The 21113-nt window shown below is 66.1% G+C and carries 17 protein-coding genes; 12 read left to right on the plus strand and 5 right to left on the minus strand.

Annotation, left to right across the window (positions count from 1 at the left end):
• Nucleotides 1-5: 5 nt before the first annotated feature.
• The 4 genes from BLS50_RS29160 (at nucleotide 6) to BLS50_RS29175 (ending at nucleotide 7708) form a co-directional block, all read left to right on the plus strand.
• Nucleotides 6-2477: a fimbria/pilus outer membrane usher protein gene (locus BLS50_RS29160; RefSeq protein ID WP_256334209.1), complete on the plus strand. Its 2472-nt coding sequence runs from the start codon at nucleotides 6-8 to the stop codon at nucleotides 2475-2477.
• Between the two features lie 138 nt (nucleotides 2478-2615).
• Nucleotides 2616-3683 (plus strand): fimbrial protein, encoded by a 1068-nt coding sequence (locus tag BLS50_RS35010; protein ID WP_143028385.1) that lies wholly within the window; start codon nucleotides 2616-2618, stop codon nucleotides 3681-3683.
• Nucleotides 3684-3989: 306 nt separating this feature from the next.
• A complete protein-coding gene (locus tag BLS50_RS29170) occupies nucleotides 3990-4652 on the plus strand; it encodes a response regulator (protein ID WP_074806175.1) in 663 nt (220 codons plus the stop codon).
• Nucleotides 4653-4744: 92 nt separating this feature from the next.
• Nucleotides 4745-7708 carry a hybrid sensor histidine kinase/response regulator gene (locus BLS50_RS29175; RefSeq protein ID WP_256334210.1) on the plus strand — a complete coding sequence of 988 codons (2964 nt, stop codon included), beginning with the start codon at nucleotides 4745-4747 and terminating at the stop codon, nucleotides 7706-7708.
• 53 nt (nucleotides 7709-7761) lie between these two features.
• On the opposite strand, the gene BLS50_RS29180 is transcribed toward BLS50_RS29175, so the two are convergent.
• Nucleotides 7762-9315 (minus strand): methyl-accepting chemotaxis protein, encoded by a 1554-nt coding sequence (locus BLS50_RS29180; RefSeq protein ID WP_027808829.1) that lies wholly within the window; start codon nucleotides 9313-9315, stop codon nucleotides 7762-7764.
• 248 nt (nucleotides 9316-9563) lie between these two features.
• On the opposite strand from BLS50_RS29180, the gene panE reads away from it, so the two are divergent.
• From panE to BLS50_RS29220, 8 genes are all read left to right on the plus strand, one after another.
• Complete coding sequence (panE, locus tag BLS50_RS29185) at nucleotides 9564-10511, plus strand: 2-dehydropantoate 2-reductase (RefSeq protein WP_069231404.1); 948 nt, start codon at nucleotides 9564-9566, stop codon at nucleotides 10509-10511.
• 250 nt (nucleotides 10512-10761) lie between these two features.
• The gene (locus tag BLS50_RS29190) at nucleotides 10762-11721 is read left to right on the plus strand and encodes an AraC family transcriptional regulator (RefSeq protein WP_027812839.1); all 960 of its coding nucleotides are present in this window, start codon (nucleotides 10762-10764) and stop codon (nucleotides 11719-11721) included.
• A gap of 121 nt (nucleotides 11722-11842) precedes the next feature.
• Nucleotides 11843-12784 (plus strand): substrate-binding domain-containing protein, encoded by a 942-nt coding sequence (locus BLS50_RS29195; RefSeq protein WP_074806182.1) that lies wholly within the window; start codon nucleotides 11843-11845, stop codon nucleotides 12782-12784.
• Nucleotides 12703-14367 carry a sugar ABC transporter ATP-binding protein gene (locus BLS50_RS29200; protein ID WP_412668066.1) on the plus strand — a complete coding sequence of 555 codons (1665 nt, stop codon included), beginning with the start codon at nucleotides 12703-12705 and terminating at the stop codon, nucleotides 14365-14367. Before BLS50_RS29195 ends, BLS50_RS29200 begins: the two co-directional genes overlap by 82 nt.
• Complete coding sequence (locus BLS50_RS29205) at nucleotides 14354-15367, plus strand: ABC transporter permease (protein ID WP_011354493.1); 1014 nt, start codon at nucleotides 14354-14356, stop codon at nucleotides 15365-15367. Before BLS50_RS29200 ends, BLS50_RS29205 begins: the two co-directional genes overlap by 14 nt.
• A 46-nt stretch (nucleotides 15368-15413) precedes the next feature.
• Nucleotides 15414-16502: an alcohol dehydrogenase catalytic domain-containing protein gene (locus tag BLS50_RS29210; protein ID WP_074806185.1), complete on the plus strand. Its 1089-nt coding sequence runs from the start codon at nucleotides 15414-15416 to the stop codon at nucleotides 16500-16502.
• Nucleotides 16503-16531: 29 nt separating this feature from the next.
• Entirely contained in the window at nucleotides 16532-18079 is a 1548-nt protein-coding gene (locus BLS50_RS29215; RefSeq protein ID WP_074806830.1) for an FGGY-family carbohydrate kinase, read from the plus strand.
• On the plus strand, nucleotides 18076-18834 hold the full coding sequence (locus BLS50_RS29220; RefSeq protein WP_074806188.1) for an SDR family oxidoreductase: 759 nt from the start codon (nucleotides 18076-18078) through the stop codon (nucleotides 18832-18834). Before BLS50_RS29215 ends, BLS50_RS29220 begins: the two co-directional genes overlap by 4 nt.
• A 53-nt stretch (nucleotides 18835-18887) precedes the next feature.
• On the opposite strand, the gene BLS50_RS36105 is transcribed toward BLS50_RS29220, so the two are convergent.
• The 4 genes from BLS50_RS36105 to BLS50_RS29240 form a co-directional block, all read right to left on the minus strand.
• Nucleotides 18888-19028 carry a hypothetical protein gene (locus BLS50_RS36105; RefSeq protein ID WP_012339712.1) on the minus strand — a complete coding sequence of 47 codons (141 nt, stop codon included), beginning with the start codon at nucleotides 19026-19028 and terminating at the stop codon, nucleotides 18888-18890.
• A gap of 173 nt (nucleotides 19029-19201) precedes the next feature.
• Nucleotides 19202-19786 (minus strand): nucleotidyltransferase family protein, encoded by a 585-nt coding sequence (locus tag BLS50_RS29225; protein WP_074806191.1) that lies wholly within the window; start codon nucleotides 19784-19786, stop codon nucleotides 19202-19204.
• 102 nt (nucleotides 19787-19888) lie between these two features.
• The gene (locus BLS50_RS29230) at nucleotides 19889-20569 is read right to left on the minus strand and encodes a M15 family metallopeptidase (RefSeq protein ID WP_256334211.1); all 681 of its coding nucleotides are present in this window, start codon (nucleotides 20567-20569) and stop codon (nucleotides 19889-19891) included.
• A gap of 259 nt (nucleotides 20570-20828) precedes the next feature.
• Complete coding sequence (locus tag BLS50_RS29240; protein ID WP_074806200.1) at nucleotides 20829-21065, minus strand: type II toxin-antitoxin system Phd/YefM family antitoxin; 237 nt, start codon at nucleotides 21063-21065, stop codon at nucleotides 20829-20831.
• Nucleotides 21066-21113 lie beyond the last annotated feature (48 nt).

Genomic DNA, 21113 nt, shown 5'->3' on the forward strand with positions numbered 1-21113 from the left:
TTCGCATGGCCGCTCAGATCGGCGTACCGAGCCTCGCGTTGCTCGGGCTCGTGATGTCTGCGTCGAGCCATGCCGCGGAATTCAACGATTCCTTCCTGCGTAAAGGCGAGGGGCCTGTCGACCTGCGCTATTTCGAGAAAGGTAGTGCGGTTCAGCCCGGCAGTTACGACGTCGATGTTTATCTGAACCACACGCTGATCAAGCGTGACAACGTGATGTTCGTCGCGGACGCCGAGGGTAGGGTCAAGCCGCGGGTAACGCTAGGAATGCTGCGCGTGGCCGGCGTCAATATCACGCGGCTCGAGAAGGACGGACGCATTACCGCCGGCGCCGACGACGAGACGATCGTGGATATGGCGAACGTGGCGGATGGCGCCACGGTGGAGTTCGAACCCAATACGCTGTCGCTGAACATCAGCTTTCCGCAACTGTACGTGTCGCGCAAGTCGCGCGGCTACGTCGATCGATCGCTGTGGGGCGACGGTGTTTCTGCGCTGTACAGCAACTATCAGGTGAGTTACAGCCGTAACGACGGCCACGGCTACAACAACGAGTATTACTTCGTCGGCCTGCGCAACGGCCTGAACGTCGGCGGGTGGCGCTTGCGCAACGAATCGACGCTCACCGGCAGCAAGGGTACCAGGAGCCGTTTCACCAGCAACCGCAGCTACGTCGAACGCGACATCCGAAGCCTGCGCAGCAGGGCGGCGGCCGGCGAGCTATACCCGTCGGGCGACATCTTCGACAGCGTGCGTTTCGTCGGCGCGCAGATCGGCACCGATCTCGGCATGCTGCCGGACAGCGAAGTTGGCTTTGCACCGATCGTGCGCGGCATCGCCGAAAGCAACGCGATTGTCGAGGTGCGGCAGAGCGGCTATGTCATTTACTCGACGCCGGTGCCGCCCGGCGCGTTCGAGATCACCGACATCTATCCGAGCGGCTCGAACGGCGACCTCGAGGTCAGGATTACCGAGGCGGACGGGCGCGTGCGCACGTTTACACAACCGTATTCGTACCTGCCGGTGATGGTACGCCGTGGCAGCCTGCGCTACTCGTTCGCCGTCGGTCAGTATCGTTCCGCGGAGCAGGCGAAGCCGAAGCTTGCGCAGGGGACGCTGATCTATGGCCTGTCCGACAACTTCACGGGCTACGGCGGCGTGCTCGCCTCCGACAACTACCTGGCGGCCAACCTCGGGGTCGGTATGAACACGCGCATCGGCGGCATGTCGCTGGATGTCACGCACAGCCGGTCGCGCACGTCGGCCGGCACCCGGCAAGGCCAGAGTGTGCGGTTCCTGTATTCGAAGACGTTCTATCCGACCAGTACCACATTCACGATGGTCGGCTACCGCTATTCGACCGATGGCTACCGGACACTGGCGCAACACGTCGAGGAACTCGATCGTTCGTACAGCCCACGCCTGATGCGTCAGAAAAGCCGCGTCGATCTGAACGTCAACCAGCCGCTGGCGAGCGGCTCGCTGTATCTCGGCGTGGGCGACACGACGTACTGGAACGGCGAAGGCCGTAGCCGCCGTTTTCAGGTCGGTTACAGCAACAGCTACAGGAACGTCAGCTACAGCGTCTCGGCGTCGCATACGCAGGATACGGGCGCATTCGGGCGCCCGGACACGCAACTCAACGTGTCGGTCAGCATTCCGCTGGGCAAGGCGTCCAGTTCGCATCGCCTCTATGCGAATGCGGTGTCGTCGACGCGCGGCGATTTCAACATGCAGACCGGCGTGTCGGGCTATCTGAATGAAGCCAACACGCTCAACTACGGCGTGCAGGCGGGCTATAGCCGCGGCGGTGGCGGCTCAGGCAGCGTCAATGCGGGCTGGGACACGCCGAATGCGAAGCTGACCGGCAACTTCGCGCAGGACCGTGTCGGGCGACATCTGGACGTGGGTGCGGCCGGTTCCGTGGTGGTGCACCGTGGCGGCATCACCACGGCGCAGCCGGTGGGCGAGACGTTCGCGGTGGTCGAGGTGCCGGGCGTGTCCGGCGCGACGTTTGGTTCGCCGACGACGCGCACCGACCGGCGCGGCTACGCGATCGTGCCGTATCTGCAACCGTATCGACAGAACTGGTTGAGCATCGATCCGTCGAGCATCGGCACCGATACGGAAATCACCGACAACGCGAAGATGGTGGTGCCCACGCGGGGTGCGATCGTCACGGCTCGCTTCGACGCCGAGTCGGGGCGGCGCGTGCAGTTCGAATTGAGCCGCGCGGAAGGCGGCAAGGTGCCGTTTGGCGCGCAGGCGTACGACGCGAAGGGCAAATTGCTCGGCATGGTGGATAACCAGTCGCGCCTGCTGGTGTTCGGTATCGAGGACCAGGGCAGCATCGACGTGCGTTGGGGCGACAAGCAATGCACGATCGGCTACGCGCTGCCGCTGAAGAACAAGGCGCTGGCGTATGAGCGGCAGCCGGTGAACTGCGTGCGCGCGCCTACCGTGACCGCCGTCGAGTGAGCGATGAGTGGAAATCGATTTTAGACATCAACGTGCGAGAGAAAAGATGCTGCCCAGTGATCTTGGGAATCGGGCAGTACGCGGCCGAATTGATATGGAGTGTTGAGCGTGAACGGAAATTCGAAATTGGATCGATGCTTGCAACGAGCGCTGAGGTCCGCTGCACAGGTGACGGTCAGCGGAATCATGCTGCTGACGGCGTTTGGGACCGCCCATGCCTGTCAACTCGCTGGGTCGGGTACCACCCTGGCGCCCAGCTATCCCCCGACAATCACCAGCGTGCGCGATGCACAGCAACCAGGCGCAATGATCGCATCGTACGCCAGCAATGAAGCACAGGGCTTTTATCTCTACAATTGTGCCGGCACGGGAAAGGTGGAAAAGGTCGGCGTGAAGGCAACCGGAACCCCGCTTTCCAACGTGGCCTACGATTACGGAGGCAGGTCTTTTCCTGTGTACGAGACGGGCGTTCCGGGAATTGGATTCGCACTGCTGGCGGTACCGGGCAGCGATAACTACCCGCCAGCGAGTGCGAACTGGAAAGCCGTCCGACCGGAAGAGACGCTGGTGAGCACGAATGCGAATCAAATAACCTTTTTCTATATCGTTACTTATCGGACGGCGCTCGTGTTTACGGGTTCACTCGCAACCGGCACTTACACGATTCCAAAGCGTTTGGTCGCGACTACGACGGCTTATGCGCCTGGCGGGGCAGTCGCGTTTTCGGGAACCACCTATTTGCAGCCGATGACGATCAGCGTCACCGCGAAAGGGTGCACGCTGACATCGGGCAAGCAGATGAATGTCAAGCTTCCGCAACTCGTGGGCCAGAAGCTGCAGACGGTGGGCGCCGTATCGGACGAAGCCGCGCGGGTCACCCTGAACCTCAATTGCGACGGGACCGTGAATGTCTACACGACACTGACCGACGCGGCGAATCCGGCGAACGAGGGCACGATCCTGAACGCGCTGCCCGGTTCGACGTCGAGCGGTATCGGGCTCCAGATCTACAAGCAAGGCAGCGGGACGCCGATCAACTTCGGACCCGACTCAGCCGTCAAGGGGAACAAGAACCAATGGCTTGCGGGCCGGGTCACGAACGGCAGCCTGTCCATTCCACTGGAGGCGCGGTATGTAAAAACGGCGCCAACGTTCAAGCCAGGCTCGCTGGAGGCCAGCGCCACGGTCACGTTTTCATATCAGTAGTTACGATGCGACGGTCGCGATGCAAATTCAGCATCCTCCCTGTTTTCCGATCGCGACTTGCGCGATTCGAGCGCAAGAGGAACAGGTTTTATCGAAATGAACCTGGCGAGACGGAAGAAAAGGCACTACGTCGCCAGTGGCGGGAGATCAAGACTGGTCGGGCGGCTGCATCGCCGACGCACGGTACTTCAATACGACCGACACGCGCTCGCGAACCGATTTTATTGAGATAAAATGGGGGCAGTTGTCGACTGACCATGATCGTTGCCGGCGCGAGCCGAGCCGAATCCTACTTACGGGCGCTCCATGGACGAATTCTCAGTGCGCGTGATCGTCGCGGACGATCATCCCGTGTCGGGGCACGGCATCGCGCAGGCGCTGCGCGACATGCCGACGATCGAGATCGTCGCCGTGGTCCCGAGTGCCGCGACACTGATCGAACAGCTCGATGCGGCGCCCTGCGACGTGCTCGTCCTCGACTACGTCATGCCGGGCGACGACTTCGGCGACGGCCAGGCGCTGATCGGCCTTCTGCGGCGCCGATACCCCGGCCTGCGCTTCGTGACCGTCACGATGCTCAATACGCCCGCCGTGTTTCTCGCGCTTCAGTCGCTCGGAGTGAATTGCATCGTCAGCAAGAGCGACGCGATGTCCCATCTCGTGGCTGCCGTGCACGCGGCGTTTTCCAACGGCCGCTATCTGTCGCCGAGGATTACCGCGTTGCTCGACAATGCCAGCCGGTCGACCGGCAACGCGTTGTCGCAGCGTGAGTCCGAAATCGTCCGCCTGTTCCGCGAAGGGTACAAGGTGAGCGAGATCGCGGAGCGACTTCACCGCAGTAAGAAGACCGTCAGCGCGCAGAAGCTTGCCGCGATGCGCAAGCTGGGCCTGACGCGCGATGCCGACCTGATCCGCTACGAAGGTGCGCTCGGCGAATCCAGCACGGCCGAATCCGCGTCGAACGACTGACGCATACCGGCATGCGTCTGCTCCGGGCCAGATGGCGCCGTTCTACACGCCGCGGGACGTTCGATCCGGCGTGGATGCGCGCATACCATCGCATGCTCATGCGCGCCGGCGGCGCGACACTTGGGCTTTTCATCGTGCTGTGCGCGGTCGCGGCGACATGGGTCGAGGTGACGGAATATCACGCGGCGATGCGGGCGCATTTCCTGAACCAGAAGACGCTCGTGCTGGCGAGCATGTCGGAAAACAGCGCCGTGTTGAAGCGGCTCGCGGCAGTGTCCGAAAGCATCTGGGAAACGACCGCCCGGGCGTCGTCGCACGTCGAGCGCGAATTCGACGCGCAGCATGGCTTCCTGCTGCGCGACCACGGCAATGCCGCTCGGATCGATGCCGCGGTGGCCGAGGTCGATGCAGACCACCCCGCGAGTCGCTACACACGATTGCTGGCGTTGAGCGAGAGCTTGCTCGGCAAGGACGCGCCGCGGATCCCCGATCAACTGGGGCCGAGCCAGATCTATGTGATCGGCGTCGACGGCCGGTTCGCCGCGACGCAACTGCGCGCGACGGCCGGTATTGCGCCGCCGGCCGCACGATTCGAGCGGCTCCCGTCGTCGTTGCTGACGGCATGGCCCGATGTCGCCGGAATCGTTCGCAACGCGAGCGGGCGACCCGAATACACGGACGAAGTCATCTGGCTGCCGCCGCGTTTCGATCCGGTCACGTCGGAGCTCCTGATGCGCGCCACATGTTGGGTCCTGGACGATCTCGATCATCCGGTCGCACTGATCGTCTATGCGATGCGTCCAGGGCGTTTCCTGAACGGCCTGGACAATGGCGTATACGGCGGTGAGTTCGCACTGATCGATCAGGCCGCGCATGTCCTCCTGACGCCGACCGCGGATAGCGATCCGCGCCTGCATGATGCCGCTGCGACTTCTGCGCGTGATCGTGAGCAATCGATCGCGCGGCACTTCCGCGACGGGCGGTTCGTCCTGCACGAAGCGATTCCGCAGACCGATTGGCAGCTCATGTACGTGTATTCGGCCCAAACGGTTTTGCTCGGACTGGCGCCGAGGCTCGCGGCAATCGTCGGCGCGGTCCTGTTCGGTCTCGGCATCCTCGTCACCGGCATCGTGCTCGTCGAGCGGCGTATCCTCGAACCGTCCTACCGGCGCGCGATGCGCCTGCAGGAAAGCGAGCGTTTGAACCGCACGCTGATTCGCACCGCACCGATCGGCCTCGCACTGGTTTCGGAGGTCGACGGCCAGGTCCTGTTGCGTAACGAGACGATGGCCCGCTATGAAACCGGCGATACCGGCGAATGGCTGTCGCAGCGGATCTGGGCCGGTTTCGTGCAGTCGGGGGAGACGAATCGGGCGCCACGCAAGCGAGCCGTCTTCGGCCGCGAAATCACGATCCCCGCCGATGGCGATCATGCCGACAGCACGCACCTGCTCGTCAATCTGGTCCGTGTCCGATACCGGGGTACGGACGCGTTGCTCTGTACGGTCATCGACATTACGGCGCGCAAGGAGATCGAGCGATCGCTGGAGCAGGCGCGGCGCGCGGCCGAGGAGGCCAACCGCGCGAAGTCGGTGTTTCTCGCGACGATGAGTCACGAGATCCGTACGCCGCTGAATGCGGTGATGGGTCATCTCGAACTCATGAAGCGCGGGCCGTTGCCGGACCTGCAGCGCAAGCGGCTCGACGTTGCCGATTCGTCATCGTCCGCGTTGCTGCACATCCTCAACGACGTGCTCGATCTGTCGAAGGTCGAGGCAGGGCAATTGCGTATCGACGCGGTGCCGTTCGACTGCGTGGCACTGCTGCGGGAAGTGGCCGACGCGTTTCGGCCACTCGCGACGAAGAAAGGGTTGCGCATGACTTGCGATATCGCGGCAGAGATGGCGCCATATCGTATCGGTGATCCGATCCGGATCAGGCAGATCGTATCGAACCTGCTGGGCAACGCAATCAAGTTCACCGGGACGGGCGCAGTGACGCTCGCGGTGCGCGGCGGTGAGATGGACGGCCTCGCATCGGTCGACATTCGCGTCATCGACACGGGCATCGGCATTGCCGAAGCGGCGCAGGCGAGTGTTTTCGGGCTGTACCGGCAAGCGGACGATTCGATTCATCGTCAGTACGGCGGAACGGGTCTCGGGCTCGCGCTGTGCCGACGGCTCGCCGACGCAATGGGCGGCGAGATTTCAGTGAGCAGCACACCGGGCCGGGGCAGCGTGTTTTCGGTCTGCATTCCGCTGCCGGTGCTGGACGATGTGCCGGCCGACGGGCGTGCTGGCGGCGAACCGGGCGATGTGCCGGGAGAGCATCGACTGGCGGGCGAGGGCGGCGCACCACTGCGTATCCTGGCCGTCGAAGACCATCCGGCAAGCCGTTTGCTGCTGGCCGATCAGTTCGGCGAGTTGGGTATCGATGCGACGATCGTCGAGAACGGCGAGCAGGCGCTGGCCGCGCTTGCGGGCGGCCACTTCGACGTCGTGCTGACCGATCTCGAGTTACCCGACATGGATGGTCTGACGCTCGCCGCGACGATACGCGGCCGGGCCGCGCATCTGCCGATCGTCGCGATGACTGCGCATGCCGGTGCGGGCGAGTACCGGCGTTGTACGGCGGTCGGGATTTTTGCATTGTTGCAGAAGCCTTTGACGCTGAGGGCCCTGGCGCGGACATTGAGCGAGTGCACGGCAGGCGACTGGCAGTCGGGCGAGCCGCACGGTGTGTCGGGCGATTCTGCCCATCCGCCGAAATTCCTGTTCGCCGCGATGCGGCAGGTGACGCGTGTGTCGCTTTCCTCGATCGACAGGGCATTGACCGCGAACGGCAAGGATGTCGTCTTGCGGGAGCTGCATTCGCTCGGCGGCGGATTTCTGTCGATTGGAAATGACACGCTGGCGGAACTGTGTTCCGGATTGCAACAGGTCGTGCATGACGAAGGACTCGACGTGTTCGCCGAATTCTGGCCGGCGCTGCGTATGGAGCTGGAGGATGCGCTCGACGCGCTGCCGGCGGACGACGGGATGAAGGCGTCGTCGTGAAGCCGATCGCGCGGGCCAGGCGATGGGAAGCCGGACCCGCGTGCTTTTCGGTATTACGCCGGCAACGCGAACCGCGTCACCGCGTCACGCAGCGCCTCGGCCTGATCGCGCAGCGAATGCGCGGCTGCCGCGGCCTGTTCGACGAGCGCCGCGTTCTGTTGCGTGACCTGGTCCATCTCGCCCACCGCGCGGTTGACCTGCTCGATCCCGGCGCTCTGCTCGCGGGACGCGTGGCTGATTTCGTCGAGGATCTCGTTCACGCGCCGCACCGACTGCACGATCTCGGCCATCGTCTCGCCTGCATGCGTGACGAGCGTCGCGCCGTGCTGGACCGTCTCGTTCGACGACACGATCAGCGACTTGATCTCCTTGGCCGCCGTCGCCGAGCGCTGCGCGAGCGATCGCACTTCGGCCGCGACGACCGCGAAGCCGCGGCCCTGTTCGCCGGCCCGCGCCGCTTCCACGGCCGCGTTCAGCGCGAGGATGTTGGTCTGGAACGCGATCCCGTCGATCACGCCGATGATGTCGCCGATCTTGTGCGAGCGGTCGGTGATCTCGTTCATCGTGCGCACGACGTCGTCGACCACCTCGCTGCCGCGCGTCGCGACCTGCGCGGCCTGGCCGGCGAGCGACGCGGCCTGCGCGGCGCTGTCCGCGTTCTGCTTCACGTTCGCGGTCATCTCGTCCATGCTCGATGCGGTTTGCACGAGCGCGGCCGCCTGTTCCTCGGTGCGCTGCGACAGGTCCGTGTTGCCGGATGCGATCTCGCTCGCGCCCACGTTGATGTTCTCGGTGCCCATCCGGACGCGCGACACCATGTCGATCAGCCCGCCTTGCATCGTGTGCAGCGCGTGCAGCAGGCTGCCGCGATCGTCGTGCTTCACGGTCACGCGCGCGGTCAGGTCGCCCTGCGCGATGCGCTGCGCGGCATCGAGCGCCGCTTCGAGTTCGCCGCCGAGGCTCGCGCGCACGCTTTTCAGCACCAGCACCATCACGGCCGTCGCGATCGCGCCGAGCACGGCCGTCATCGCCAGCCAGCGGCCGATGCTCGCGAGCACCGCCGAGCGCACGTCGTTCATGTACATGCCGGTCACCAGGTACCAGTCCCACGGCGCGAAGCGCTGCACGGCGCTGGTCTTCTCCTGCGGCTTGTCCGCGCCCGGCTTCGGCCACAGATATTCGACGAAGCCCTTGCCGCCTTCCGCGTTGCCGGCCTTCACGATCTCGACGAACAGGTGCTTGCCGTTCGGATCGGTGAAGTTCGACACGTCCTTGCCGTTGAGATCGGTCTTGATCGGATGCATCACGATCACCGGTTTCGAATCGTTGATCGAGATATAGCCGTCGGCGCCGTGGCGCATCGCGGCGATCGCCTCGAGCGCCTTCTGCTTCGCCTCGGCTTCCGGCAGCGCGTTCTGCTGCGACAGCTTGTAGAAGTGATCGGTTACGCTCGCGGCCTGCGCGACCAGCGACGCGAGCTGGTCGCGGCGGTCCGCGATCATCGACGCGCGGGTCTGCCATGCGCCGAGCCCGGCGATCACGAGCAGGCCGAGCCACAGGATGACGATCATCGAGGCGAGTTTCTGATTCAGGGAGAGATTGCGCATGGTATGAGGTCGGTCAGTCGTGGAAGCTCGCCGGAGCGGCGTGACGGGATAAGTGGTTTGACGGCGCGCCATGCGCGTCGCCGTAGACGGGAAATCCCTTAGAAGCCGTTATTTCCCCATGCCCGCGACGCGAGCGCGGGCATCTATGCATATGCATAACAGCGGCCGCTATACTGTCGGGCGACGGTCGGCGTCGCGCCTCGCACGGGCGGCAGCGCGACGCCGACCGAAACCGAAAGGAGGCAACGATGCGGATTCTGGTGGTAGGGGCCGGCGCGGTCGGCGGATACTTCGGCGGCCGGCTGGCCGCGGCGGGGCGCGACGTGACGTTCCTGGTGCGCGACGGCCGCGCCGCCGCGCTCGCGCGCGACGGGCTGCTGATCCGCAGCCCGCGCGGCGACCTGACGCTCGCGAACGTGCAGACCGTGCGCGCGGGCGACGCCGGCGCCGGCGTCGCGCCGTTCGATCTCGTGCTGCTGAGCTGCAAGGCGTACAGCCTCGACGATGCGATTGCATCGTTCGCGCCGTTCGTCGGGCCGCAGACGCTGATCCTGCCGATGCTCAACGGGATGCGCCATCTCGACGTGCTGCGCGAGCGCTTCGGCGCCGCGCAGGTGCTCGGCGGGTTGTGCGTGATCGCGGCGACGCTCGATCGCGAACAGCGCATCGTGCACCTGAACGATACGCACGGCGTGTCGTTCGGCGAGCTTGCCGGCGGCGAATCGCCGCGCGTGCGCGCGGTAGCCGACGTGCTCGGCGGCGCGGGTTTCGATGCCACGCTCAGCGACGACATCGCCGCGCGGATGTGGGACAAATGGGTGTTCCTCGCGACGCTCGCGGCGAGTACGTCGCTGTTTCGCGGTTCGATCGGCGACATTCTCGCCGCGCCGGACGGCCGTCGCCTGCTCGAGACGATGCTCGCCGAATGCAGCGCGATCGCCGAACACAACGGCCACCGGCCCGACCCGGCGGCCAGCGAGCGGATGCAGCGGATGGTGCTGACGCCGTCGCCGCTGACCGCGTCGATGCTGCGCGACGTCGAGAACCATGCGCGCGTCGAAGCCGATCACGTGATCGGCGACCTGCTCGCGCGGCGCGACCCGCAGGCGGCCGATACGCTGTCGCTGCTGCGGATTGCGTACAACCACCTGAAGACGTACGAAGTGCGCACGGCGCGCGAGCACGCGGCGGCATAAGCCGGTGCTGGCAGCGGCGCGGGCGGCCGCCCGCGTCGTTCCGCGCTGCAACAAATTTGCCATCCGGCGCCATTTCAGCCGGTGGGCGGCAAAAAAGTATCGAAAATCAGGCGTAAAGTTGGTGGAGCCGCGCGCTCGATCGACCTACATTGCTTCCCATGCGACCGGTCGCATCGCCGCGCGAGATACGCGGCGATGCGCGCACAGCCGAACAGGCCGGCCAGCAATATATGGGAATGGAGACGCCAACATGATGCACCCCGATCTCGAAGTGGTCGACGTGCGACGCGACGAGTCGTTCAAGGTCTGGTCGCACGGCTATCCGTATCGCACGATCCGCTGGCATTTCCATCCCGAATTCGAGCTGCACCTGATCGTCGCGACGCACGGCAAGTATTTCGTCGGCGATCACATCGGCTCGTTCGGCCCCGGCCATCTCGTGCTGCTCGGCCCGAACCTGCCGCACAACTGGGTCAGCGACATGGCCGAAGGCGAAACCGTCGAGCGCCGCAATCTCGTGATCCAGTTCGATCCGTCGTTCGTGCGCCGCTGCATGGACGCGTTCCCCGAATGCCGCGATGCACAGGCGCTGCTCGACGACGCGCGGCGCGGGGTCGGCTTCGATGCCGCGACGAGCGCCGCGATCGCGCCGTTGTTCGATGAACTGTTGACCGCGCGCGGCATGCGCCGCATCGCGCTGTTCATGACGATCCTGGAGCGGCTGTGCGGCGCGGCCGAACGTACGCTGCTCGCGAGCCCCGCGTACGACCAGGCCGACGTCACGCCGACGCGCCTGAGCCACGCGCTGTCGTATATCGGCAAGAACCTCGCGTCGGAGCTGCGCGAATCCGATCTCGCGCAATTGACCGGGCAGAGCGTCAGCGCGTTCTCGCGCACGTTCCATCGCCACACCGGCATGCCGTTCGTCCAGTACGTGAATCGTCTGCGGATCGAGTCCGCGTGCCAGATGCTGCTCGCCGACGACGCGAGCATCACCGACATCTGTTTCCAGGCCGGCTTCAACAACGTGTCGAACTTCAACCGCCAGTTCCGCGCGGTGAAGGGGATGGCGCCGTCCGAATTCCGCGCGCTGCAGCGCCTGAACGCGCGCAGCCGCGAGCTGGCGCTGCATGCGGCGCCGACCGGTAACCCGCTGCCGCCGCGCGTGCTGACGCCCGGTGCGCCCGAACTCATGCCGCAGCCCGGATGATCGCCGGGCCGTTGCCCGCCTGAGTTTCCCCAACCGTTTTACCCAGCCGATCGCGTCGCTCACGTCGCGAGGGGCGCATTCACCCACGAAAAAGCCGCACACAATTTTTGGAGACACCGTCATGACGCACGCATCGCCCGCTTCATCCCCCCGTCGCGCCGCCCGCCTGGCGGCCGTTGCCGCGCTTGCCGGCGCGGCCCTGTTGCCCGCCGCCGCGCATGCCGCGCCGCTGCGGATCGGCATGACGTTCCAGGAGCTGAACAACCCGTACTTCGTGACGATGCAGAAAGCGCTGAACGACGCGGCCGCATCGATCGGCGCGCAGGTCGTCGTCACCGACGCGCATCACGACGTCAGCAAGCAGGTGAGCGACGTCGAGGACATGCTGCAGAAGAAGATCGACATCCTGCTCGTGAACCCGACCGATTCGACCGGCATCCAGTCGGCGATCACGCAGGCGAAGAAGGCGGGCGCGGTGGTCGTCGCCGTCGATGCGAACGCGAACGGCCCGGTCGATTCGTTCGTCGGCTCGAAGAATTACGACGCGGGCGTGATGTCGTGCGAATACCTGGCGAAGGCGATCGGCGGCAGCGGCGAGGTCGCGATCCTCGACGGCATTCCGGTCGTGCCGATTCTCGAACGCGTGCGCGGCTGCAAGGCCGGGCTCGCGAAATTCCCGAACGTGAAGCTCGTCGACACGCAGAACGGCAAGCAGGAGCGCGCGACCGCGCTGTCGGTCACCGAGAACATGATCTCCGCGCATCCGAACCTGAAGGGGCTCTTCAGCGTGAACGATGGTGGTTCGATGGGCGCGCTCGCCGCGATCGAGGGTTCCGGCAAGGACATCAAGCTGACGAGCGTCGACGGCGCACCCGAGGCGATCGCCGCGATCCAGAAACCGAACTCGAAGTTCATCGAGACGACCGCGCAGTTCCCGGCCGACCAGGTGCGTATCGCGCTCGGCATCGCGATCGCGCGCAAGTGGGGCGCGACGGTGCCGAAGGCGATCCCCGTCGACGTGAAGGTCGTCGATCGCGGCAACGCGAAGGGTTTCAGCTGGTGAACGACGTGCGATGCGACGCGAAGGGCGGCGGCGTGGCCGACGCCCTTCGCACGGAGAAGCCGATGGACACGATACTCAGGCTCAGCCACATCACGAAAAGCTTTCCCGGCGTGAAGGCGCTGTCCGACATCGATCTGGAAATCGCGCGCGGCGAGATCCATGCGCTGCTCGGCGAGAACGGCGCGGGCAAGTCGACGCTGATGAAGATCCTGTGCGGCATCCACCAGCCGGATGCCGGCACGATCGAGATCGACGGCGCCGCGCGCCATTTCGCGGATTATCACGACGCGGTCGCGGCTGGCGTCGGCATCGTGTTCCAGGAGTTCAGCCTGATTCCGCACCTCGATGCCGTCGACAACCTGTTCCTCGGCCGCGAGCTGCGCAATCGCTGGGGGGCGCGCGACCGCAAGCGGATGCGCGCGGCGGCCGCGGCCATCTTCGCGCGCCTGGGCGTGGCGATCGATCTGGATGCGCCGATCCGTACGCTGTCGGTCGCGCAGCAGCAGTTCGTCGAGATCGGCAAGGCGCTGTCGCTCGACGCGCGCATCCTGATCCTCGACGAACCGACCGCGACGCTCACGCCGGCCGAGGCCGAGCACCTGTTCGCGATCATGCGCGAGCTGAAGCGGCAGGGCGTCGCGATGATCTTCATCTCGCATCACCTCGACGAAATCTTCGTGGTGTGCGACCGCATTACGGTGCTGCGCGACGGCCAGTACGTCGCGACGACCGAGGTCGCGCGCACCGACGTCGAGCAACTGGTGCGCATGATGGTCGGTCGCCGGATCGAAAGCAGCTTTCCGCCGAAGCCGGTATTGCCGGCCGACGCGCCGGCCGTGCTCGAAGTCGATGCGCTGCAGATCGAGCGCGACGGCCCGGTGAACCGCTTCGCGCTGCGTGAAGGCGAGATCCTCGGTTTCGCGGGGCTCGTCGGTTCGGGACGCACCGAAACCGCGCTCGCGGTGATCGGCGCGACGCGCGCGCATCGCAAGGAACTGCGCGTGCGCGGCGCGGCGGCGAAGCTCGCCGATCCGGCCGATGCGTTGCGCGCGGGCATCGGCATTCTGCCGGAAAGCCGCAAGACGGAAGGGCTCGTCACGTCGTTCTCGATTCGCGACAACATCTCGCTGAACAACCTCGGCAAGTACCGGTCGATGCGCTGGCTGATCGACCGGCGCGGCGAAGCGCGCACCACGCACGACGTGATGCGGCGCGTCGGCGTGAAGGCGCCGTCGATCCACACCGAGGTCGCGACGCTGTCCGGCGGCAACCAGCAGAAGGTCGTGATCGCGCGCTGGCTGAACCATCACACGTCGGTGCTGATCTTCGACGAGCCGACGCGCGGCATCGACGTCGGCGCGAAAGCCGAAATCTACGGGCTGATGCGCGAACTCACCGCGCGCGGCTACGCCATCATCATGATCTCGTCCGAATTGCCGGAAATCGTCGGCATGTGCGATCGCGTCGCCGTGTTCCGGCAGGGCCGCATCGAGGCGACGCTCGAAGGCGACGAGATCGATCCCGACACGGTCATGACCTATGCCACGGCCGGCACGCGAGGAGCGACCCATGAACCTGCCTGATTCTTCTTCCACGCCTTCCACGACGCTCGCGGCCACCGCCGGAAACGGCGACGCGCCGCCGCCCCGCGCGATGTGGGCGCAGTTGCGCCGCTCGACGCTGTTCTATCCGCTCGTCGGCCTGATCGTCGTGTGCATCGCGATGATGATCGCGAGCCCCAGCTTCCTGTCCGCCGCGAACCTCGAGAACGTGCTGCGCCAGGTGTCGATCAACGCGATCATCGCGGTCGGCATGACCTGCGTGATCCTGACCGGCGGGATCGACCTGTCGGTCGGCTCGGTGATGGCGCTGTCGGGCACGCTCGCGGCCGGGTTGATGGTCGCGGGCGTCAACGCGGTCGCCGCGCTGGCGATCGGCATCGCGGTCGGCCTCGGCTTCGGCTTCCTGAACGGCGTGTTCGTCGCGTTCGCCGGGATGCCGCCGATCATCGTCACGCTCGCGACGATGGGCATCGCACGCGGCCTCGCGCTGATCTACACGGGCGGCTATCCGATCGACGGGCTGCCCGACTGGGTTGCGTTCTTCGGCAGCGGCAAGGTGCTCGGCATCCAGGCGCCGGTGCTGATCATGCTGGTGGTCTATGCGATCGCGTGGCTGCTGCTCGACCGGATGCCGTTCGGCCGCTACGTGTATGCGATCGGCGGCAACGAGCAGGCGACGCGGCTCACCGGCGTGCGGGTCGCGCGCGTGAAGCTGATCGTCTACACGCTGGCCGGGCTCACGTCGGCGCTCGCTGCGATCGTGCTGACCGGGCGCCTGATGAGCGGCCAGCCGAACGCGGGCGTGGGCTTCGAGCTCGACGCGATCGCGGCCGTCGTGATGGGCGGCACGTCGATCTCCGGCGGGCGCGGGGCGATCCTCGGCACGCTGGTCGGCGCGCTGCTGCTCGGCGTGCTCAACAACGGGCTCAACATGATCGGCGTGAACCCGTATGTGCAGAACGTGATCAAGGGCGGAATCATCCTGCTCGCGATCTACATCAGCCGCGAGCGATCGCGGTAACGATCGATCAATCAGCCATCCGAATCACTCAGGAAAGAGACAACTCATGACGACACCCGAAGCCCAGCCGCGCATGACCGCGGTCGTCTGCCACGGCCCCGAGGACTATCGCGTCGAACAGGTCGCGAAGCCGAATCCCGGCGCGAACGAACTCGTGATCCGCATCGCCGCGTGCGGGATCTGCGCGAGCGACTGCAAGTGCTACACCGGCGCCAAGATGTTCTGGGGCGGCCCCAGCCCGTGGGTGAAGGCGCCGGTCATTCCCGGCCATGAATTCTTCGGCTACGTGGAAGCGCTCGGCGACGGCGCGGCCGAGCATTTCGGCGTGGCGCTGGGCGACCGCGTGATCGCCGAGCAGATCGTGCCGTGCGGCAAGTGCCGCTACTGCAAGTCGGGCCAGTACTGGATGTGCGAGGTGCACAATATCTTCGGTTTCCAGCGCGAGGTCGCCGACGGCGGGATGGCCGAGTACATGCGCATTCCGCCGACCGCGATCGTTCACAAGATTCCGCTCGGCGTATCGCTCGAGGATGCGGCGATCATCGAGCCGTTGTCGTGCGCGATCCACACGGTGAACCGTGGCGACGTTCAGCTCGACGACGTCGTCGTGATCGCGGGCGCGGGCCCGCTCGGGCTGATGATGACGCAGGTCGCGCACCTGAAGACGCCGAAGAAACTCGTCGTGATCGACCTGATCGACGAACGGCTCGAACTCGCGCGCCAGTACGGCGCCGACGTGACGATCAACCCGCAGCGCGACGACGCGCGCGAGATCGTCCGCGCGCTCACCGACGGCTACGGCTGCGACGTATACATCGAGACGACCGGCGCGCCGGTCGGCGTGAACCAGGGGCTCGACCTGATCCGCAAGCTCGGCCGCTTCGTCGAATTCAGCGTGTTCGGCGAGGATGCGACCGTCGACTGGTCGATCATCGGCGACCGCAAGGAGCTCGACGTACGCGGCGCGCACCTCGGGCCATACTGCTATCCGGTCGCGATCGACCTGCTCGCGCGCGGGCTCGTCACGTCGAAGGGCATCGTCACGCACGGTTTCGCGCTGGAAGACTGGGACGATGCGATCCGTGTCGCGAAATCGCCCGAATCGATCAAGGTGCTGCTGAAGCCGGCCCGCTGACGGCCGGCGTGCGCCTCACCGGAGACATCATGGAATACGTCATAGGCGTCGACATCGGCACGCAGAGCACCAAGGCGCTGCTGGTCGACCGGCACGGCACGATCGTCGCGCGACGCTCGGCCGGCTACCAGCCCGATACGCCGCGTCCGCTGTGGGCCGAGCAGTGGCCGCAGGTGTGGTTCGACGCGGTGCGCGACTGCATCGCGGGCTGCGTGAGCGACGCGCGGGCGCAGGGCGTGCCGGCCGACGCGATCCGTGCGGTGTGCGTGAGCAGCCTGTACGGCGGCTCGGGCATCCCGGTCGACATCGACATGCGGCCGCTGCATCCGTGCCTGATCTGGATGGACCGGCGCGCGACCGCCGAAGTCGACTGGGTCAACGAACACGTGAACGTCGAGCGGCTGCGCGTGATCACCGGCAACGGCGTCGACAGCTACTACGGCTTCACCAAGATGCTGTGGCTGCGCGACCAGCGGCCCGACGTGTGGGCGAACGTGCGCTATTTCCTGCCGCCGAACGCTTACGTGATCTACCTGCTGACCGGCGAGGTCGCGGTCGACCACAGTTCGGCCGGCAATATCGGCGGCGTGTACGACGTCGCGCGCCGCGAGTGGTCCGACGACGCGCTCGACATGCTCGGCATTCCGGCGACGATGATGCCCGAACGGCTGGTCGATTCGACGGACGTCGTCGGCGGCCTGCTGTCGCAATGGACCGCGCAACTCGGGCTGCCGGCCGGCACGCCGGTCGTCGCGGGCGGCGTCGATGCCGCGGTGGCGACCTTCGCGGCCGGCGCGACGCGTACCGGGCAGCACGTCGCGATGATCGGCACCAGCATGTGCTGGGGCTACGTGAACCGGCATGTCGATGCGCGCCATGGCCTCGTCAGCATGCCGCACGTGTTCGACGGGCAGCGCGACCTGTATGTGTTCGGCGGCGCGATTACGGCCGGCGCGTCGGTGGCGTGGTTTCGCGACCAGTTCTGCCACGCGGAAATCGATGCGGCGCGCCTGTTGCCGCACGGCGATCCGCACGTGCTGCTCGAGGAGGCGGCCGAGCGCGTGCCGGCCGGCGCCGACGGCGTGCTGTTCCTGCCATACCTGATGGGCGAGCGTAGCCCGGTGTGGGATGCGAAGGCGAGCGGCGCGTTCGTCGGGCTGAGTCTCGCGCATACCCGTGCGCATCTTTATCGTGCGGTGCTCGAAGGCGTCGCGTTCGCGTTGCGCCACAACATCGAGGCCGGCCGCCGCGGCGCGGTGGCGCTGGACGACCGATTGATCGTCGTCGGCGGCGCCGCGCATTCGGCGCTGTGGATGCAGATCATCGCGGACGTGACGGGCTTTCCGGTATGGACGATCGAGCAGGACGTCGAAGCCGCGATGGGCGCCGCGCTACTCGCGGGCGTCGGCGCGGGGCTCGTGTCGCGCGATGACGCGCAGGGCGGCTGGGTCACACTCGTCGAGCGTGCACGGCCCGATGCCGATCGCGCGAAAACGTACGACGCGCGTTCTGCGCTCTACACGGCGCTGTATCCGGCACTCAAGCCGATCATGCACAGGCTGGGCACGTCATCATGAACACACGATTCGATTTCAGCGGGGCAACGATGCTCGTCACGGGCGCGTCGAGCGGCATCGGCCGCGCATGTGCGGTCGCGCTGGCGCAGGCGGGTGCGCGCGTCGTCGCGGCGGGGCGCGACATGGCCGCGCTCGACACGCTCGCCGGCGAGGTTGCATGCGATACGTTGCGCATGGATGTCGGCGGCGATCAACACGCGATCGACGCAGCACTCGCCGCGTACGACGCGTTCGACGGCCTCGTCAATTGTGCGGGGATCGCGTCGCTCGAACCGGCTCTCGAGGTCGGCGCCGCGCAGTTCGACCACGTGATGGCCGTCAATGCGCGCGGCGCGGCACTCGTCGCGCGGGCCGTGGCGCGCAAGATGATCGAACGCGACGGACGCGGCGCTGCGCACGCACGGGGCAGCATCGTCAACGTGTCGAGTCAGGCGGCGCTCGTCGGCCTGCCCGCGCATCTGAGTTATTGCGCGTCGAAGGCGGCGATGGACGCGATCACGCGCGTGCTGTGCATCGAACTCGGGCCGCACGGCATTCGTGTGAACAGTGTGAACCCGACCGTCACGCTCACGCCGATGGCGCAGTTCGCGTGGAGCGAACCGGAGAAGCGTGCGCCGATGCTCGCTGCGATTCCGCTCGGCCGGTTCGCGGAGCCGCACGAAGTCGTCGAACCGATCCTGTTTTTGCTGAGCGATGCGGCGTCGATGATCAGCGGCGTGTCGTTGCCGATCGACGGCGGATATACCGCGCGCTAGGCCCCGTCACGCAAGTAGCGGGTTGCATTCGCGGAGCGGCCGGCGGCGCGCGGCTAGACCGGGTCCTTGCTCGGTGGACCGTCCGGCTGCTGCGGGTTGTCGTGATGGCCGGGCGGCGACGAGAACGGATCGTCTTCCGGATCGCGGTTCGGGTCGGCCGGTGGCTCGGGCGTCGGGGTCGTGTGATCGCTCATGGAGAACTCGTGCAGTGCGTGACGGCGGTGGCGCGGCGGACGCGCCTCGTCTCCGTTATAGGCAATCGGGCACGCGTTTGCAGCGGGATTCTTGTGACGGGGCGTCGATCGTCGGAGAAATTCGCTTATTGGCGGTGTTCGTGCGGGATACTGCGCGGCCCGTGCGATCGAAGTCAGCGCAAATCCGCCGGGGTATCGACGTCGCGCAGGATGCCGGGATCGTCGACGTCGAGCAGCGTCACCGGCGCGCTGGCGAACAGTGCGCGGGCGCCCGTGTCGCCGTCGAGGGCGGCGAGCGCATCGAAGTGGTGCGCGGCGAAACCGACCGGATGGCCGCGTACGCCGCGATGCGCGGGTGCGACGATCGACGCGTCGTCGGTTTCGAGTGCGCGTGCGACCGTTTCGTAGGTGGACGCCGCGATCCACGGCATGTCGCCGAGCGCGACGAGCCAGCCATGCGCGTCGGGGGTCGTGCGGACGCCGGCCGCGAGGCTCGCGCCCATGCCGCGCAACGCGTCGGGTGCGTACACGACCTGACAGCCGGCTTCGTTCAGCAGCATCGCAAGCTTTTCGGCGCCGGGACGCACGACGGCGATCACGTCGGCGGTGGCTGCCGCGAGATGGCGGGCGGCGGCGACTGCGACCGGCGTGCCGTCGGGAAGCCGAGCGAGCAGCTTGCTGTGCAGGCCGCTCGGGTCGAAGCGTTGACCAAGGCCGCCGGCGAGCAGGACGCCGGTGGCGAGTGACGCATAGGACATCGGCGCGGGGGGAGTGAGGCAGGTGCTGCGATTGTGCGGGAGCACACGGGGATCGGCAAGTGAGGATGTTACCGAGTCACGTATGCCGGATCGGGAAAACCGTCATCGCGACGCTTCGTCGAGCATGCTTTCCTCGACGGGACCGTAAATTGCGTGTGATTCGTTCTGCATGACGGCCCAATAGCGGTCGCCGAACGACCAATGCCACCATTCGGACGGGTAATTCGTGAAGCCGGCGCGGGTCAGTGCGTCGATCAGGATCTGGCGGTTTCGCGCGGCCGCACGGCTGATGAACGCGTTGTGCGTGTAGCACGCGCCGGACGATTCCTGGTCGGTGGCGTTCATGATGGTGCCCATGTCGATCTCGATGCCTTCCGCCGAGATCAGCGTGAGGTCGATGGCGGCGCCCGTCGGATGGGCGGCGACTTCCGGCGGTGCGACGTAGTGGCTGGTGAGTGCGACCAGGGTGTCTTCGTCCGGCAGCGGATTCAGCGTCCGGCGCAGATGCGCGAGATGCTCGGTGAAGTACCGGCGCTGCAGGGCCAGCGGGCGGTAGCCTTCCTTGACGTACAGGCGCAGGCCGGCGGGTAACGCGTGCGCGGCGGCGATCAGCCGTTCCGCCACACTGCGACGCACTTTCAGGAAATGCAGGCTCCTGCTTTCGATATCGCGGCGGTCGAAATCGACGGCGATGCGGTCATGGAAGCCTGCGAGATCGACGAATCCTTCGTGTGACTCTTGCAGGGCGATCGAGCGGACGGCGGGATCGGAGAGCGGTATCACGGTAGCGGGCAAGTGGCGCGAGGACGGTTGCGGGCCGCGGGCCGATGTTGAATGGGGCGGCCGCGGTCGTTTTGGTCAGACGAATCGCCAATATGCCAGAGTCGGGCGGAAGATGCGCGGCGGTTCGAGCTATGGGGCCGGCGACGCTTACCAGAGCGTCCTGACGTGCGCGTACGCGCGGATTTTTTCGTCGCGGGTGATCAACTGAGCACCGAGTCGCCTGCTGCCCACCACGCCGATGCACGCGTATCCAGCACGATCACCGCGACGTCTCCCAATCCTCTTTCGCAATCGGATCGAGAGGATTGTCGTAGCGCATGACCGAACCACGCAATATGTCCAGCGGCTGAGCTTCGCGCGAGCGATACGGCCGAATCTCGAGCGTCGGTTTGCCGTGGTCGGTGACGATCAGGCTTTCGCCCGACGTTTCGATGAGCCGGAAGTGTTCGAGTGCGCGAGCCTTGAATTCGGATTTCGATACGGGGGTGTGCGGCATCGCGATATGAGTGGGGTCATTTGACGAGATCGTTTTGGACCCGTCTTT

This window comes from Burkholderia orbicola (genome assembly GCF_900100915.1).
GTDB classification, from domain to species: Bacteria; Pseudomonadota; Gammaproteobacteria; order Burkholderiales; family Burkholderiaceae; genus Burkholderia; species Burkholderia orbicola.